Source organism: Corynebacterium ammoniagenes DSM 20306 (assembly GCF_001941425.1).
In the GTDB taxonomy this organism is placed as follows: Bacteria; Actinomycetota; Actinomycetes; order Mycobacteriales; family Mycobacteriaceae; genus Corynebacterium; species Corynebacterium ammoniagenes.
This window is the reverse complement of the sequence record NZ_CP009244.1, coordinates 336,165-353,191: the sequence shown is the minus strand read 5'-3', so window position 1 is coordinate 353,191 and position 17,027 is coordinate 336,165. Positions and strand designations below refer to the sequence as shown.

12 protein-coding genes and 1 tRNA gene are annotated in these 17,027 nt (G+C 55.9%); 3 read left to right on the top strand and 10 right to left on the bottom strand.

Going from position 1 to position 17,027, the window contains the following annotated elements; all coding sequences use genetic code 11:
- Window positions 1-26 precede the first annotated feature (26 nt).
- From CAMM_RS01745 to CAMM_RS01730, 4 genes are all read right to left on the bottom strand, one after another.
- Window positions 27-647, bottom strand: a complete 621-nt coding sequence (locus tag CAMM_RS01745) for an MBL fold metallo-hydrolase (RefSeq protein ID WP_003846171.1) — start codon at window positions 645-647, stop codon at window positions 27-29.
- A gap of 114 nt (window positions 648-761) precedes the next feature.
- Entirely contained in the window at window positions 762-1,433 is a 672-nt protein-coding gene (locus CAMM_RS01740; protein ID WP_003846170.1) for an SDR family NAD(P)-dependent oxidoreductase, read from the bottom strand.
- Between the two features lie 3 nt (window positions 1,434-1,436).
- Window positions 1,437-2,543, bottom strand: a complete 1,107-nt coding sequence (locus CAMM_RS01735) for an S-(hydroxymethyl)mycothiol dehydrogenase (protein ID WP_003846169.1) — start codon at window positions 2,541-2,543, stop codon at window positions 1,437-1,439.
- A gap of 103 nt (window positions 2,544-2,646) precedes the next feature.
- Entirely contained in the window at window positions 2,647-3,474 is an 828-nt protein-coding gene (locus CAMM_RS01730; protein ID WP_003846168.1) for a GDSL-type esterase/lipase family protein, read from the bottom strand.
- A 184-nt stretch (window positions 3,475-3,658) separates the two neighbouring features.
- On the opposite strand from CAMM_RS01730, the gene CAMM_RS01725 reads away from it, so the two are divergent.
- A complete protein-coding gene (locus tag CAMM_RS01725; RefSeq protein ID WP_003846166.1) occupies window positions 3,659-5,350 on the top strand; it encodes an AMP-binding protein in 1,692 nt (563 codons plus the stop codon).
- Here CAMM_RS01725 and CAMM_RS01720 read toward each other — a convergent pair.
- From CAMM_RS01720 to CAMM_RS01705, 4 genes are all read right to left on the bottom strand, one after another.
- Window positions 5,347-7,260 (bottom strand): FAD-dependent monooxygenase, encoded by a 1,914-nt coding sequence (locus CAMM_RS01720; protein WP_003846165.1) that lies wholly within the window; start codon window positions 7,258-7,260, stop codon window positions 5,347-5,349. The genes CAMM_RS01725 and CAMM_RS01720 overlap by 4 nt on opposite strands.
- A gap of 165 nt (window positions 7,261-7,425) precedes the next feature.
- Window positions 7,426-8,439: a helix-turn-helix domain-containing protein gene (locus tag CAMM_RS01715; RefSeq protein ID WP_077715829.1), complete on the bottom strand. Its 1,014-nt coding sequence runs from the start codon at window positions 8,437-8,439 to the stop codon at window positions 7,426-7,428.
- A gap of 171 nt (window positions 8,440-8,610) precedes the next feature.
- Window positions 8,611-8,683, bottom strand: a tRNA-Thr gene (locus CAMM_RS01710).
- 74 nt (window positions 8,684-8,757) lie between these two features.
- Window positions 8,758-10,005 carry a DNA polymerase III subunit delta' gene (locus CAMM_RS01705; protein ID WP_003846161.1) on the bottom strand — a complete coding sequence of 416 codons (1,248 nt, stop codon included), beginning with the start codon at window positions 10,003-10,005 and terminating at the stop codon, window positions 8,758-8,760.
- 108 nt (window positions 10,006-10,113) lie between these two features.
- On the opposite strand from CAMM_RS01705, the gene CAMM_RS01700 reads away from it, so the two are divergent.
- Together CAMM_RS01700 and CAMM_RS01695 are read left to right on the top strand one after the other, a co-directional pair.
- Window positions 10,114-11,646 (top strand): adenylate/guanylate cyclase domain-containing protein, encoded by a 1,533-nt coding sequence (locus CAMM_RS01700; protein ID WP_003846159.1) that lies wholly within the window; start codon window positions 10,114-10,116, stop codon window positions 11,644-11,646.
- Between the two features lie 17 nt (window positions 11,647-11,663).
- Window positions 11,664-12,950: a DUF418 domain-containing protein gene (locus tag CAMM_RS01695; protein WP_147581024.1), complete on the top strand. Its 1,287-nt coding sequence runs from the start codon at window positions 11,664-11,666 to the stop codon at window positions 12,948-12,950.
- Window positions 12,951-12,984: 34 nt separating this feature from the next.
- On the opposite strand, the gene CAMM_RS01690 is transcribed toward CAMM_RS01695, so the two are convergent.
- Window positions 12,985-13,947, bottom strand: coding sequence for a hypothetical protein (locus CAMM_RS01690; RefSeq protein ID WP_003846156.1), 963 nt, complete (start codon window positions 13,945-13,947; stop codon window positions 12,985-12,987).
- Between the two features lie 49 nt (window positions 13,948-13,996).
- On the bottom strand, window positions 13,997-16,993 hold the full coding sequence (topA, locus tag CAMM_RS01685; RefSeq protein WP_003846154.1) for a type I DNA topoisomerase: 2,997 nt from the start codon (window positions 16,991-16,993) through the stop codon (window positions 13,997-13,999).
- Between the last annotated feature and the right edge of the window lie 34 nt (window positions 16,994-17,027).

Genomic DNA, 17,027 nt, shown 5'->3' with positions numbered 1-17,027 from the left:
GGCCTTTTAACGCTTGCTTGTGCTACTTAGTAGCCGCGCTCCACGTATTCATCGATACGCGCTGCTTCAGCACCAATGGTGGTCTCATCGCCGTGGCCTGGGTAGACCTTGGTATTACCCGGCAAGTTGAAGACCACGTTGCGCAGGGATTCGATGATGACATCAAAGTCAGAGTACTTACGCCCCGTTGCGCCAGGACCGCCGTTGAACAAGGTATCGCCAGAGAGCAATACATTGTCCTGTGGCAGGTGGAGGACCACGCAACCAGGTGAGTGACCTGGGGTGTGGAAGACGGTGATGGTTTCCCCATCTAGCTCAAATTGCTGGTTATCTGCCAATGGAACGTAGGCTGCATCGCCATTGCTTTCTTTCCACAGCATGTCATCTTCGGGGTGCAAGTGTACTTCCACGCCGTAGTGCTCAGACAGCTGTGGTGCGAGCTCACAGTGGTCATTGTGCGCGTGGGTCAAGATGATGCCGCGAACTGGGCGGTCGCCGACTGCGTCGATGACTTCTTCAGCATTGTGCGCGGGGTCAATGATGTAGACACCGCCCTTGCCGCCGAGGATATAGACGTTATTGTCCACGTCCCATTCGCCGCCATCGAGACGGAACTTTCCGGAGGTAACTAACTTTTCAATCTTCATGGATCTGCCTTTCTCTGTGTGAAAGCCACGAGGGTTCTTTCACAGGTGCTAACAGGAATCTAGATTTTCAAGATGTTCGCGCTGCTTCATAGAGCATCGCTTGATGGAGCTGGATTAAGGAAGAATGACTCCCTTCGCCTTGTGGCCCACGGAGATGATCTCCCCGGAGATTGACGCCATCTTGGGCGAGAGCAAAAAGACGATGGTATCTGCCACTTCGCGCAGCGAGGTCTGACCATTAGCGCGGTCAACCTCCGCGTTTTCGTCGGAGATGACATATCCCGGGCTCACCACGTTGACAGTAATCCCGCTGCCCGCGTGCTGGTCAGCGAGGTTCTTCGCAATCACGTTCAGCGAAGCATTGCGCGCCGTTGCCGTCGTGTTGTTGGTGACGTAGGAATTCATGCCAGACAGCGCAATAACGCGTCCATAGCCTTGCTTGCGCATGACATCCAACGCGGCATTGGCCGCACGTAAGAAGGTAATGGCTTTGCCGTCGATGGCGTCGATAACCTGTTGTGGATCATCAGCCTTATCCGCGCTTAATGTCTGCGCAGATGGGGCGGATGAGACCACGAGTCCGTCGAGGCGGCCGTGCTTTTCCACAACGGCATCAATGCCGGCGCGCACCGAGGCGTCGTCTGCGGCATCGATGGATAATTCACTGCTGCGTGAGGCCACCACGGGCGTGGCGCCTTCCGCTTGCAGCACCTTGACGACATCGGCGCCGATGGTGCCATTACCGCCGAGAACCAGGATTACTTGATCTTGAAGCTGTAGATCCATGTCTTAAATCTCCACGACCGAGCGCAAGACGTCGCCTGCCTTCATCGTGCCAAAGGCTTCTTCCACATCATTGATGCCAATGCGCTCAGAGACGAATTTATCCAGTGGGAAACGGCCCTGCAGGTGCAGGTCGACGTACGTGGGGAAATCACGCTCTGGCAGACAGTCGCCGTACCACGCTGGGCGCAGGGAACCACCGCGGCCGTAGAAATCAATCGCGGGGATATCAATGCGTGAGGTGAGGTTGGGAACGCCGACCATCACCATGCGGCCCGCATGGTCGCGGGAGTAAAACGCCTGCTGCCACGTTGGCATAATGCCCACGGCATCAATGGTGACATCGGTACCGAAGCCATCAGTTAGCTCACGAATCTGCGCGACTACCTCAGAGTCGTCACCTTCGCCAGACAACTTGGAGGAATCAATAACGTGCGTTGCCCCAAATTCCTTAGCCCAGTCCAACTTCTTGGAGTCAATATCAACGGCAATAATCTTGCTTGCGCCAGCCAGCTTGGCACCGGCAATCGCTGCCATGCCCACGCCGCCCAGGCCAAAGACGGCGACGGATTCACCGCGCTGGATATCAGCGGTATTGACCGCTGCACCGAGCCCTGCCATGATGCCGCAGCCGAGGAGTCCAGCCGCTGCTGGATCTGCTTCCGAGTCAACCTTGGTGCACTGGCCTTCGTGGACTAAGGTCTTGTCCGCGAAAGCGCCAATGCCCAGCGCTGGAGTAAGCTCCGTGCCATCTTCCAAGGTCATCTTCTTAGAAGCGTTGTGAGTGTTAAAGCAGTACTTTGGGTCGCCCTTCTTACATGCACGGCACTCGCCGCACACGGCGCGCCAGTTCATGATGACAAAGTCGCCTTCTTGAACGTGGGTGACATCTTCACCGACGGTTTCCACGATGCCGGATGCCTCATGGCCCAGCAAGAATGGGAAGGCATCTTCGATATCGCCATCGCGGTAAGCCAAGTCTGTGTGGCACACGCCGCAGGCCTGGATTTTGACGATAACGTCATTAGGTCCTGGCTCTGGGATGACAATGTTTACGGTTTCTACTTCTGCGCCCTTTTCACGGGCGATTACTCCAGTTACTGTTTCGCTCATGTGGCCAGACTATCTAAAAATTTAGCTTCTGGCGGCAAAATAAAAATCGTTCCCACCCCCTAGAAAAACCCCAGGGTGGGAGCGATAGAACTGGTTTCGTTGTTTAGCTACCGGCCAAGATATGGGACAAGGCCTCATGTCCACGAGTGTTGATGTGGATGGGCAGGTTGCCGCTGCCGCCGGTGAAATCAATCAGGCCGGCGTAGTAGCGCTGACCAGCATCGGCACACATGCCGTTATTGCGGGTTGCACCCTTTAAGTCAACAAACTCGGTGCCGGTGGCGTTCGCGAGGTCAACCTGCATCCACTGCGCAGAGTCTTCCCAGTTACGAATCTGTGGCAAGTAGGTGGAATCAGACGGGCTAGAGGTTACGTGGACCAAGCAGTAGTAGTCGCCGGAGCCGATGGTTGGGTAACCAACAATCTGAATGCGCGCATTCGGTGCAGCCTGCTTGATGCGCTCAATCTGTGGCGCGGTGGTGCGCACAAAGCGATCGCGCATTTGCTGACGCGATAGGTTGCTGTTGTTATAGGTGTCATTAAACCCAGAGGTAAAGATGACGCGCTCGGTTGCAGGGCTCAGTGCGCCCGTGCGCAATGCGGTATCAACCTGGGTGGAAATTTGTGGCCCTGGGGACATCGACACTGCACCAGAGCAAGAAAAATCCCGGACAGGAAGGCCAAGCTTATCTGCCGTACGCTGGGCGTAGTTATAGCCCGATGGGCAGTTGGCACCGTTGCCAGTCGAAGACGTCAAACGTGTAGACAAATAAACGTCAGCGCTGGGGTCAGCAATCAGTGAGTCGCCGAAGGCAACAAGGTTTCGCTCGGCCGCCGAGGCGGTAGGAGCTGCGATAACAGTCAGCGCCATGAGCGCCGCGGCGAGTAATGTGCGAAGTTTCTTCAATGTCTTTAGCCTTCGATTCCTCATTTATGTTGTGTTCCCCGACAAAAGTACACTATATTCGCTAGCGTAGGTTAGGTAATTTAAACATCATTATTAACATTTGTCACTCCAGCCACTTTAGGAAACGTCCAGGCGACTCGGAGCGATACTCCTGTCAGGGAATAACACTCTTACTTTTATTTTCAATTCTAAGGACTTCATCGTAGCTATGGCTCTAAATGTTTCAGCACTTCTTACCCCCAAGGGCATTAAGGAAATAATGTTCCAGGCCAAGGGGGTAGCTGAGCTAGTACCAGCGTTGGTGAATTCCGGGATTATCGGAGCTCATGGACTAAAAGCAACTGCGGTACTACCAGCGAACCTGGCGCGTTATCGCCTGACAACTGCGCGCGAATTGGAGCAAGGTTATGCCACCTGCCCCGAACGCATTGCGCTTATCGATGACACCGGGGCTATCTCCTACCGCCAACTTCGCAACGATTCGCGAACCTTGGCGAAGTATTTGCTCACGCTGGGACTCGATGAGATCCACATGGGGGTAATGGCGCGCAATGGCCGCGGCATCGTCACGCCTATGGCGGCGAAAGGCTACGTGGGAGCATCGATTTACCTGCTCAACGTCAGCTCGTCTAAAGAACAGCTTGCCGGATCCATTAAAGAATGCGGCATTAATGTCCTCATCATCGATGATGAATTTGCCGACCGCATGCCCACGGAATTATTAGATGACATCCCGGTCATCATTGGTTTCGACACTGCATCGGAAGGCACTGGCACTGAAACCTATGAGGTCATCGAGCACAACTACCCGTTGATGAAAGACATCGTCGCGCACCCCGAGCGGGTTAAAAACGTGAAACTACCGATGTTTCCACGCCACGGCGTGATCGTCTTAATGTCTTCGGGTACCACGGGCATCCCCAAGGGCATCATGCGCAATGAACCGGTCTTCCCGGTGGTGGTAGCAACGTTGATGGGCACCATTCCCTGGCGTGCGGATCAAAAGGTGCAAATTACCGCATCCATGTTCCACACCTGGGGCTGGGCAGCGGTCAACCTTGGCCTGGGCGCGCGCAATACTTTGGTCACCCACCGCATCTTCAACCCGGAAACCGTCTTAGATGACATCGAGCGCTATGAGCTCGAGGGCATGGTCTCCTCCCCGGTCTTTTACAAGCAGATGATTCAGGCCGACCCGGAGAAAAAATACGACACTTCCACGTTGAAGTTCATCGCCTCTGCCGGCAATGCGGTCTCCCCGCAGCTAGTCAAGGAAGTCCAAGGCCGCTTCGGTTCTATCTTGTGCAATGCCTACGGCTCCACCGAACTCGCGCTGGCCTCGGCGGCAACTGCCGAGCAAGTAGCACAAGACCCCACCACCGCCGGCAAGATTGCCTCGGGCACCAAGCTGCGCATCCTCGGCAAAGATGGCCGGGAAAAGCCGCGCGGGGAAATCGGTGAGATCTTCCTCTTTAATGAAACCGCACTCATTGGCTACACCAACCCGAATAAGCACGTGAAAAAGAATGAGGGGCTTGTCTCCATCGGTGATTTAGGTTTCATCGATGAAGACAACCACCTCCATGTCGTGGGCCGTGCCGATGACATGATCATCGTCGGTGGCGAAAATGTTCACCCACAATCGGTCATTGAAATCTTAGAAGAAATGCCCGGCATCAAAGACGTGCACGCGCAAGGCGTCGACGATGAAGACACCTTCGCGCGCGTGGCAGTCTGGGTAGTCCGCAGCGACGACGAGGCAGGCAATTCGCTTACCGATGACGCCATCCGCGACTTCGTGCGCGACAACCTCGCCGATCACTCCGTTCCGCGCGACGTGCACTTTCGCGATGAACTCCCGCGCAACCCCACCGGCAAGGTTGTCCCGCGCATGCTCTAAATAGAGCTCAGCACAGCCTCAGACTGCGTTTCGGGCTGCTGGGCGCCTGTCATCTGTGGAAAGTATGCCTTGAGGAAATCTTCCAGTCCCGCTGTGTCATGCAGCGGGAAGATGCCCGAGACGTACTGGTCAGGGCGTACCACCACGACCACGCCATCGCGGGAGATCTCCCGCTGGTCAAAGATGTCAGAATCCGCCGTGATGCCAAACGAGTTCTCAAGGTTAGTAAGTCCCAGTACTCCAACCGCAGGTTTAAACGCGTCAGGCACAGACGAGACGTCGAATTCGGTGTGAGGAGTTTGATAGACCACCTTGGCATCGACAAGCTCTGGATCCAAGCTCTTATCTGCCCACGCTGCCCACTGGTGCAACGTGGAATCTTTACTGCTTAATGCGTCCGCATCTGCAAAGACATAAGTCCGAATACGGCCATCGGCACTTGCTTGGTGGCCCAGGTGGGTTTCAATGAGATCACACACGCGTCCCACCATGGCTGATTTAAAGCGTCGGCCAATGGGATATCCCTGGGCTAGGTCTTGATGACGTCCATCCATGGTGATTGTTGATGGTTCATAGTGCGTCATATACCCAGCGTTGAACTCAGAGTTGGCGCGGTAGAAATCTTCCAAGTCTTGCGCGCTGCCCATCTCACTGGAGGGCTTGGCCATAAGAGACGACCAATTCTTGTCGAATTCGATGAGCTTATACGCGATATCTTCGCGTTCTTCCGCATACGTCTGTAACAGCTCCTCCGGGCTGTTCCCGCTGGCAACGTGGCCTAGTTTCCAGCCCAGGTTAAAGCCGTCCTGCATGGAGACGTTCATGCCCTGCCCGGCCTTCGCACTGTGGGTATGGCATGCATCGCCGGCTATGAACACACGTGGGCACTCACCTGTCGTCTTATCGGAGACCCGATCGTCGAAGTGATCGGCAACGCGGTGTCCGACCTCGTAGATGGAATTCCACACCACGTTTTTCACGTCCACCGTATAAGGGGCCATGATCTCATTGGCGGTATCAATGACCTCTTGCAGTGGCGTATTGCGCACTGCCTTACTGCCATCATCGGGGACTTCGCCTAGGTCCACGTACAAGCGGAATAGGTATCCTCCCTCACGCGGGATGAGCAAGATGGTGCGACCGGAGTCAGACTTAATGGTGCACTTTTTGCGAACATCCGGGAAGTCTGTGTTTGCGTGAATGTCCATGACGCCCCACGCGTGGTTGGCCTGCTTGCCTTGCAGTCGGTAGCCCAAGGACTTGCGAACTTGGCTGCGCGCTCCGTCTGCACCCACGAGGTACTTGGTGCGCACGACTACTTCTTTACCCTCGTTTGGGCCTGCAGTTCGACGCAGAGTGACCGTAATTGGATATTCCACGTTGTCTGGGGCTTCTGCTTCCGTAAAGCCCACGAATTCATAGCCGTAGTCCGGCTCCATTCGGGTGGGAGCATTTTTCATAAACCGATTGAAATGGTCAATGATACGAGTCTGGGTCAACAGCGCCATGGGGAATTCACTGATGTGCTGCGGCAATTCGCGGGTACTGGTATCACGAACGATTTGGCTGGGATTGTCAGAATCTGGTTTCCAAAAAGCCATATCGGTGATCTCATGGGCTTCTGCCAAGATCTCATGGGCAAAACCAAAGGCCTGGAACGTCTCAATTGTGCGAGAGTGCACGCCGTCGGCGTTGGCCAACTCCAAGCGGCGATCGCTGCGTTCGACAAGACGCGTGGTCACATTCGGAAACCGCGACAGCTGCGCCGCAGCAATTGTTCCGGCAGGGCCGGCTCCCACAACGAGTACATCCATGACATCTGGAAGTTCGTCGGGACGGTTGAGACCACTGCCTTCGGCACGCATTTGCAATGGGTCGCCGGTGCTGTATCCCTCGTAGTGAAACTGCATTTCGAGTCCTTTCGCTCTGCCTTGCAAGCTGTGTACGACTTGCTACGGAACTGTTCCGTAAACCACCCAAAAGTTAACGCACGTCACATTCGGTCCACTAGAGTGATGTAGGAACTTGTCCGTGGCAGACTATTTCACGTCCGAGAAAGTCAAAATCAGCACAAATTAATGCCGCAGACTCTGGCGCTGGGACCCTTTACGCCACTGCAGTGGCGTCATTCCAAAGCGTTCGCGGAAAGTACGGCTGAAATGACTCGGTGAGGAAAACCCGAAGCGTTGTCCAATCTCCGCCACCGAAATCATGTCTTGCTCGCGTGCTGACAGTGCTTGCTGGGCAAATTCGAGCCGTTGCTGCAGGACATAACGTCCCACGGTAGTACCCGCCTCCGCAAAAATGCGGCTCAACTGCCTTTCACTGATCCCCACTGCTGCCGCAATTTGGCCAGGCCCCAGGTCGCGATCAGCAATGTTGAGTTCAATATGACTTTTGGCAGCAGCGATTAAACCATCGCCACTGCTTGGGCCATCTCCTAAAACGTTGCGCAGGAGCCCAAATGCTTCCTCTTCAATCTCCGTCCACGACTTTTCCGGCACATCTGGCGAACCCACCGACTGCACATTGCCGTGTTCTATCTGTCGCAGCGCCGTATTAACCAACCGCGCCAGCGCTTGTTCACCTGGATTTCCCGTGGCTCCAAACTCAAAGCACACGGGCAGCGTTGGCCGTTGTGGGCCGACGATGTCAAAGTAGCGCTGCCTGGGAATGGTCAGCACCAATTCCCGAAATTTGTGGTTAAAGCCGCGGATAAACGGCCTATCGGCATCATAAATAATCGCTTGTCCCGGCTTTAAGGGGATGTGCCCGCCGCGGTGATGGAAAAATGCATCACCTTCGGTAGCGAAAAAGATCGCAATAACGCCCGTGGGATTATCCGCAATGAAACTCTCAGAACGCTCCACGATTTGGGAGGTGCCAAACACGCTGGCCATCCGCACCGAAGGCAGGTGCAAGTTCGTCTCCGTGGCATGCAACACGCGATTATCCAAGGTGCGGATATCTAACGGGATAAGCGCTTTGGCATTATGGCCTTCCCACATCTGGATTCGACTATCCGGCACAATCCCGTGCGTGCTAAACCGCAGGGATTTCGGCACCTGCGGAAAAGTTTGTTCGTTCATGGTGCACACCATGATAGGCCATCGCCTATGTGACGCCACCAACACTCGACACAATCGCACACCGCCATCACATCCACCCTACTGGACGGCGGAATCGCGGATGTAGCCGAGCCTGGCCGAACAAAAAGACCCAAGCGTGGACGTTTAGTCTTCACAGCTGGGTCTTAACTGAGCCGCTTAGGAGAATCGAACTCCTGACCTTCTCATTACGAGTGAGACGCTCTACCGACTGAGCTAAAGCGGCATGCGCCGATAGTAGAAATCAGCGCCTATAAAGAATAGCCCAGCTGATATCTGGGCGTGAAATCAGTATGCCTATCAGCGGGTTTTGCACGCTAAACGCAGCCGTCCCACCAGCCCATCGAAGGCGATTTGCTGGGTGACATTGTGGCTCATTTGCTCACGGCAGTTAGTAATCGCGTTCTGGCACGCCAATAGTCCTTCTTCGCTGACGCGCTCGGCTAATTCATCGGCCAAGCCTTCAAAGTCGGGATGAGTAAGTTCCACATCGGCGCCGACTTTGCGCATCAACGCATCACGATAGATTCCCGCCAGGTCCACGAGAACCAGATCCAAGTAGTCACGTTGGCGCCGAGTCTGCCGCAGCTTGTGTTGGTCATTTAAGCGCTTGACTGCGGATTTCAGGTCGCGGTTTTCACGACCCGTGCCTTTACCTTTACCGCCGGCGCCATAGGCGACTTCCAGATCGGAAATCTCTTTTTCTTCCCGCTCGGATCCTTCGGACTTGGCTTCGTCGTTGACAAGTTTGATCAGCGCTTGGGTGGATTGGAAGGCTTGCGAGCCGTGAAAGACGTCTTCGGCCAGGTTGATAGCCATCGCACGACGTTTTTGTGCGTCTGGGTTAGTAACTAATCGACGAGCACGCCCAACGTGCTGAAGGGAGGTTAGGGCGGCGAGGTGGGCATCGTTAGGCGATGCTCCCTCGGAGACCAATTGCTCCACGATGTAGTCCACCGACGGCGATGGGATATAGAGGTGACGGCACCGCGAGCGCAGGGTTTGGGAAAAGTCCTGCGGGTCCGCAGACGGCGCGCACATGATGATAATGGTCTGTGCGGAGGGCTCCTCCACCGTTTTCAACAGCGCGTTGGAGGCCCCAGCGGTGAGGCGATCCGCGTTGTCAAAGATAATGACGCGATATTTCGCGCTGGTGGGCAGGGCAATGGCATCTTTAATAACGCCGCGGACTTCTTCGACTTTGATGGTCAAACCCTGCGGCGTCCAAAAATTCAGGTCCACGTGCGATTGGGTCTCCAGCACCGAGCGGCAGGCATCGCACTGCCCGCAGCCAAGCTCGGCATCTGGGCCGTTGTCATCGACATTGGTGCACATCAACGCTGCGGCAAAGGCGAGCGCCGCGTGCGAGCGCCCTGAGCCGGGTGGGCCGGTAAAAAGCCAGGAATGGCTCATCGCGCGCGGATCCGCACCGGGCAGACCGCGGGCAGCGCGGGCAGCCTGCAAGATGGTCTGTTGCACCCCAGGCCGATCGGCTAAACGCTGCGCTACTGAGCTGCGATCTAAAGAAATCTCATTCACCTCACCCATATTACTTTCTTCTCCTTATCTTCCTCGACCGCTGCACCTCCCCCAAGTTCTGGGGATGTCACACCTTTTCGCGCGAATGTGGATGCACTAACGATAGAGTGGAAAGCTATGAGCAGAGTCATGCGCGGTATTTCATGGTTGATGAGCACCTCGTGGCCCATCTATGCCGCGATAGTGCTGGGCACCAACATTGTTGGCGCGGTTGCGATCATGACTTTCGTGGTTTTCTTCCTCCCCATGCCGGAGATCCAAGAGTTCACCAGAAACTTCGACAACCTCTTTGGCCTAGGCGCAGCCTATGTCATCTTTGCCGTCATCGTCGGCATGGCTGCAACGATTTTGCTGTTTAGACCCGTGTGGGATTGGCAACGCAATCCAGATGCGCACGACCCGAATATGGTGCGCAACCTGGTCATGCGCATCCCGATCTATCAGGCAGCGGTTGCTGCCTTAGTATGGCTGATCGGAATCGGCATCACGGTGGCTATTACCTCCGCCTCCGATGCCAGACTTGCCCTGGTGGTGGGTGTCTCGTCCACGCTCGCCGGGATGATTGTCGTGCTCATTACCTATTTGCAGGCAGAGCGCATGGTGCGCCCCGTTGCTGCTACCGCGCTGGCGCGACGTTTTGAAGATTCCACCCTCGAGCCACCCATTAAACAGCGCCTGTACCTGTCGTGGATCATGTCCACCGGCGTGCCACTTTTGGGCATTGTTTTGGTATTCGTGGCACAAACCAGCGGGCTTTTTACCGACAACGCCAATGATATTTTGCCCGCGGTCGTCGCCCTGACTCTGACCGCCTTCGGCACTGGTGCCATGGCCACGGCGTACTCCACCATGAGCGTGGTGGATCCCATCTACGAGCTGCAAGATGCCATTAACCGTGTGCGCCGCGGCGAACGTCACGTGGAAGTAGATATCTACGATGGCTCGGAACTGGGTGTCCTGCAAGCCGGCTTCAATGAAATGATGCGCGGACTGCACGAACGCCAACGCCTGCGGGACCTCTTTGGACGCTATGTCGGCGATGAAGTCGCACAGCGCGCTCTAGATGAACGCCCCGAACTCGGCGGCGAAGACCGCAAGGTCGCCGTGCTATTTATTGACGTCATTGGCTCTACTACCTTCGCCGTAAACAACACCCCAGAGCGCGTTGTCGAAGAGCTCAACAACTTCTTTGAGCACGTCGTAGAAGTTGTCCACCGCAACAAGGGCATCATTAATAAGTTCCAAGGCGATGCCGCCCTGGCTATTTTCGGTGCTCCGCTCAATGTCTATGACTCCACCTCCATGGCGTTGCAAGCTGCCCGCGAACTACGCCACGAACTACGCAACCTAGAGCTTCAAGCCGGCATCGGCGTTGCGTCCGGACATGTGGTTGCTGGACACATCGGCGGGCTGGACCGCTTCGAATACACCGTCATTGGCGACGCCGTGAACGAAGCCGCCAGGTTAACCGAGCTGGCGAAAGAAACCCCGGGTCGGGTCCTAACCAATGCCTCAACATTGAAAAACGCCAATGAAACCGAACAAGCTCGCTGGACTTTCATGAAATCTATTGAGCTGCGCGGACGTCGCCGCATGACGCAATTGGCCCGTCCCATCCGTGCAACCTTGGCTGATCGCGCGGAGTTATAGCTGTTAGTCTTAGCCGCATGGCAGACGCTGACCACGGATCCCCACGACCTTCCACCTCTTCGCCCACCCCGGCTCCGCCGACCTCATCAGTAAAAGCTCAAGCACGCATGATTGTGCCCGATGTTGCGCGTGGACTCTCGCTTTTGGGAATTGCCGTTGCCAATATCCCCACCGCGTGGCTGAGTCTCGGCGCTGCTGAGACGAAGTTTTTAGGAACCATTAACACTGGCCTCGACCAGGTCCTGGCAGTGCTGTCTACCTTGTTCGTGCACAATCGTGGGCTGCCGCTTTTTACCACCCTGCTGGGTTTCGGTGTCGGTCTTATCGCCATGAGCTTATGGCGCAAGCACTTCCCTGTTCAGCGTGCCCGACAGGTCATTGTCCGCCGCTACTTCTTTCTCGCCGTCTTTGGTGCCATTCACCTGATCTTTATCTTCTACGGCGACATCATGTTCTACTACGGGCTGACCGGCATGATCATCGGATTAATGCTTACCGCGCGCGATAAAATCCTCAGCATCATTTCTTATGTCCTCCTCGGCGTGATTTCCATCTTCAGCCTGGGACTGTTGGTTGCCGCATTAGCCGACGGGTGGGATTTGAGCGCCATGACTGATACCAGCATGGGAGCCGTGGATACGAGTACGTACGGCGGCGTCTTGGCATTCAATGCCTTGTCTTTTCTGCTGAACTTTGCCAGCTACCCAGTGTATTTATTAACCTATGCGCCCATCATGCTCATTGGCTTTACGTGGGCACGTCGCGGGGTGCTTTCCGATGTCCCCTCGCACCGCAAAGAACTGGGGACCTGGGCTGTCATCGGCATAGTATTTATCCTGGTCATTGGCCTGCCGTGGGGTCTGGCAGAAATCGGGGTTCTTCCAGCTGAGGTAGGACCCATTTTCGCCACGGTGAATTTGTTTATGGGCGCTATCACCGGCCCGGCGCTGTTGGCTATGTTCGCACTTGCCTTGCAGCCATTCCAGGCCGCGGCGAATCGCGGTAAGCAGCCTCCGATGTGGTTGAAAGTGCCCATGGCTTTGGGCAAGCGTTCGATGAGCGGTTACCTCATTCAGTCCGTGGCGTTTTTCCTGATTTGCTATCCGGTAGCGTTTGGCTTTGCGCCAGCCAGTGTCAGCGCGCAATTTATTTTGGCATGCGCGGTCTGGGCAGCATCCCTGCTTCTTGCGTGGATATTAGAAATTACCGGGATACAAGGGCCTTTCGAAAAGGCGCATCGCCGCTTGTCGTATGGCCCGACGATGCAGCCAGGGCTCAAAGCGCCAGCCACCAGCGCCAGTTAACGGCACCGCCAACGGCGCCGACTGGCGGCGCTAGTTACCGACGGTTGAGTCCATCCGCGAGCAGCAGATGTCCAATAAATGAGGTGGTGGTTTCCACCCCGCCCAGCACGTTGTACAGGCCGCGCTTTAACACGTGGCGCTTATGTGGCTTGGATTCGATGCCTTCTTCCAACAGCGCGCGAGCAAAGGTGAGGGATTCTCCGGCAAAAAGAAAGTTAGCGCCGTGGCTTGCCCCACGCGCGGCGATAGAACCGGAGCGAAAGACGGATTCATCAGAGACCAGCGCTGCTGTCAGCGCGGACGATGCCCCACCGAAGACCACGGCTGGCACCATCTGCTGGGAGACTTTCTTGCGTTTCGCAGCAACCAGCGCGGTAGCCACACCGGCAGCCCACACGCCTGCATAAACGCCAATGGTCTTGCCTTGTGGGCGCGCTCCGGCACCAAGGGCCGCGGCGGAGTATCCCAGATTAGACATCACGACGGCACGCACACCCCAGCGCGATGGAGTGCGCAGATTATGAGATTTTTCTGCCGAATTTTTGGCAACGCGTGCGAGCGCGCCAGCGACTAGTCCGCCGGTGGTTTGCCATAGCGAGCTAGATTCCAGCGTTTGTGGCTGCGCCGTTGGTGCATCGATAGAGCCTGGCTCCCGGGTTTGCTGAGCGTAGTCTTCTAAAGAAACGTAATGGCCCGGGGTAATCTCACCGGCGCGGGCGATGGCGTTGCCTGCCAACAGCAATAAGATTGCTGGCTCTGCCAACCGGTGTACTGCCGGCAGAAAGGGCAGCAGGCGGCTAAAGAAGCTGGCATCGTTAAGCATCCCTGCGGCTAGGCGCTCTTGTTCACGAGCAAGCGGAAGAAGCGATGCCACCAACGCTTGCAACCCTTCAATCGTGCGCACCGAGAATTCATCATCGCTGTGAAGCTGGGCGAAATCAGGGATGGATTCTTGTAAAGCCTTATCCAGGGTTTCAGTAAGCGGCAGCTGTGGCATGGGTTAGTCCTTTCGTGCGTGTGCTAACCCTGCCCAGCCTACCGCCGTTTTATTTCCGGCGAGATCCTGCCTTGACCACGTTCTTCGTTCCAGGCGACGGCTTCTTAGCTGCGGTCTTCTTGGCAGTCGACTTCTTCGCCGTGGATTTCTTAGCAGCGGTCTTCTTGGCGGTGGACTTCTTCGCCGTGGTCTTCTTAGCCGTCGATTTCTTAGTCGTCTTCTTCGCGGTACCACCATCGGCAGCTTGCTTGGCGCGACGCTCGGAGAGCAGCTCATTGGCGCGCTGATCAGTGAGCTTCTCCGGTGAATCGCCCTTGCGCAACGAGGCATTGGTGGTGCCATCGGTGACATACGGCCCAAAGCGTCCGTCCTTGACAGACATCGGCTTGCCGGAGACGTCATTATCGCCCAGCTGCTTCAGTGGCGGTTGCGCAGCCTGACGGCCACGTCGCTTGGGCTCGGCATAAATGCGGCGGGCCTCGTCCAAGGTAATGGAGAAGATTTGTTCTTCATTAGCCAAAGAACGCGAGTCCGTACCCTTTTTCAGATAAGGACCATAGCGGCCATTTTGCGCCGTGATCATCTCATCATCTGAAGGATCCACGCCTACTTCACGCGGCAAAGACAACAGCTTCAAGGCGTCGTCCAAGGTGACCTGGGAAGGCTCCATGGAGCTAAACAGCGACGCGGTGCCCGGCTTGAGCTTTTGATCCACGTATTCGTTAATACGCTTTTCTTTTTGCTTCGCCGCAGTCTTGGTCTCCCAATTCTTCGCGCGCATGCCGTCTTCCTTGCGCTGCTTATCTTCGGCAGCACGTTCTTCGGCAACGACATCTTCGGCTTCTGCTTCGGCCTTCGCACGCTCATCATCGCGGACTACTTCCGTGACATAGGGGCCAAAGCGGCCTTCCTTGGCAACTACGGTGCGGCCATTGGCAGGGTTTTCACCCAGCTCACGGCCACCCTGTGGGGTAGCAAAGAGCTTTTCTGCCAATTGTTCATTGAGCTCATCCGGAGTAGTCGTCTCCGACAAGTTCGCGCGCTGATATTCCGGCTCGCCCTCGGCATTAACGCCGACCTGGCGCTCGATATAAGGCCCGTAGCGTCCTACGCGCACAAAGACATCGCGGCCTTCGGAATCGGTATAGAGACGAATCGAGTTGACCTTGCGGGCATCGATGTTTTCCAGGTTGACATCGACAAGCGATTTAAGCCCACCGTGACGCGCAATGGATGCGGCTTTGACATCCGAGGAGTCATCGCCCTTATCGGCATCACCGAAATAGAAACCATTGAGCCAGCGGGTGCGGTCTTCATTGCCCGAGGCAATAGCATCCAGCTCATCTTCCATCGAAGAGGTGAAATCAAAGTCCACCAGCTCCGTAAAGTGCGACTCCAGCAAGCCAACGACCGCGAATGCTACCCAGCTGGGCACCAAAGCATTGCCGCGGGAGAGCACGTAGCCGCGATCCTGAATGGTCTTGATGATCGAGGCATAGGTAGAAGGACGGCCAATGCCTAAGTCTTCCATCTTTTTAACCAAGCTGGCCTCGGTATAACGCGCTGGCGGGTTGGTCGCGTGACCATCGACCGTTACTTCGGCAACGTTGAGATCATCGCCTTCTGCCAACTGTGGCAGACGGTTTTCATCATCGTTTTTCGCCGCGCCCTGGTCTTCATAGGCTTTTAAGAAACCGGGGAAGGTAATGGTCCGGCCGGTGGCGGAGAATTCCACATTCTCACCTGAGGAAGCCTGGCCGGCTACCGTGACCTTCATCGATTGGCCCTTGGCATCTTCCATCTGCGATGCCACGGTGCGCTTCCAAATCAGCTCATAGAGCTTGAACTCTTCAGCATCCAGCTGGCCAGAAAGCTGACCTGGGGTCGCGAAAGTCTCGCCGGCAGGACGAATAGCTTCGTGGGCTTCCTGCGAGTTTTTGACCTTGCGGTCATAACGACGTGCACTCGAGGCAGCGTATTCCTTACCGAAGTTCGACACGGCGGCATCGCGCGCGGCGGTTAGCCCTTGCTGCGACAGCGAGGTGGAGTCGGTACGCATATAGGTAATGTGGCCGTTTTCGTACAAGCGCTGCGCGATGCGCATGGTGCGCTCGGACGTAAAGTGCAGGCGCCGACCTGCTTCCTGCTGCAGCGTCGAGGTCATAAACGGCGCATAAGGCTTACGGGTATAAGGCTTATGCTCCACCGATGCCACGTGCATATCAGCGCTATCGAGGCCATCAGCCAAGCCTTGGGCGCGCTGTTGGTCTAAGACCACTACTTCATTGGTGGTGAGCTTGCCGTCATCACCAAAGTCACGACCTTGAGCAACTCGCTGACCATCAACGCTGCTCAGACGTGCTTTAAACTGCCCGGGGTTAGCGGCGTCCGCGTTTTTCGCGGCAAGATCTGCAGACAGATCCCAGTATTCTGCGGAGACGAAGGCCATGCGCTCGCGCTCACGCTCGACGATGACGCGAGTCGCCACCGACTGCACACGACCAGCAGACAACCGTGGCATGACTTTCTTCCACAGCACTGGGGAGACTTCATAGCCGTACAAACGGTCCAGAATGCGGCGGGTTTCCTGCGCATCAATCAAGTCTTCATCAAGCTCACGGGTATTTTCCGCAGCTTCCAAAATGGCAGACTTAGTAATCTCATTAAAGACCATGCGGCGAACTGGCACCTTGGGCTTTAAGACCTCAAGCAAGTGCCACGCAATGGCTTCACCTTCGCGGTCCGGGTCTGTTGCCAGATAAAGTTGGTCGCACTCTTTGAGCTTGGCTTTAAGGTCAGCGACCTTCTTTTTCTTATCCGGGCTAATGACATACAACGGCGTGAAGTCATCTTCTGGGTTGACACCAAGGCGTGCCCAGGACTCCTTTTTAAACTTCGCCGGAACGTCAGCGGCACCACGAGGCAAATCGCGAATATGCCCTACTGAGGCCTCAACGATGTATTTGTCACCTAGGTACGGCTGAATCTTCTTCGCCTTCGTACCTGACTCCACGATGACTAATGTCTTGCCTGATGGCTCCGCCACGTCGACCTCATCTCCTTCGATGATTCGAACCTAA

Coding starts and splice junctions, on each gene's coding strand:
- CAMM_RS01745 (WP_003846171.1), bottom strand. CDS start 647: ATGAAGATTGAAAAGTTAGTTACCTCCGGAAAGTTCCGTCTCGATGGC.
- CAMM_RS01740 (WP_003846170.1), bottom strand. CDS start 1,433: ATGGATCTACAGCTTCAAGATCAAGTAATCCTGGTTCTCGGCGGTAAT.
- CAMM_RS01735 (WP_003846169.1), bottom strand. CDS start 2,543: ATGAGCGAAACAGTAACTGGAGTAATCGCCCGTGAAAAGGGCGCAGAA.
- CAMM_RS01730 (WP_003846168.1), bottom strand. CDS start 3,474: ATGAGGAATCGAAGGCTAAAGACATTGAAGAAACTTCGCACATTACTC.
- CAMM_RS01725 (WP_003846166.1), top strand. CDS start 3,659: ATGGCTCTAAATGTTTCAGCACTTCTTACCCCCAAGGGCATTAAGGAA.
- CAMM_RS01720 (WP_003846165.1), bottom strand. CDS start 7,260: ATGCAGTTTCACTACGAGGGATACAGCACCGGCGACCCATTGCAAATG.
- CAMM_RS01715 (WP_077715829.1), bottom strand. CDS start 8,439: ATGAACGAACAAACTTTTCCGCAGGTGCCGAAATCCCTGCGGTTTAGC.
- CAMM_RS01705 (WP_003846161.1), bottom strand. CDS start 10,005: ATGGGTGAGGTGAATGAGATTTCTTTAGATCGCAGCTCAGTAGCGCAG.
- CAMM_RS01700 (WP_003846159.1), top strand. CDS start 10,114: ATGAGCAGAGTCATGCGCGGTATTTCATGGTTGATGAGCACCTCGTGG.
- CAMM_RS01695 (WP_147581024.1), top strand. CDS start 11,664: ATGGCAGACGCTGACCACGGATCCCCACGACCTTCCACCTCTTCGCCC.
- CAMM_RS01690 (WP_003846156.1), bottom strand. CDS start 13,947: ATGCCACAGCTGCCGCTTACTGAAACCCTGGATAAGGCTTTACAAGAA.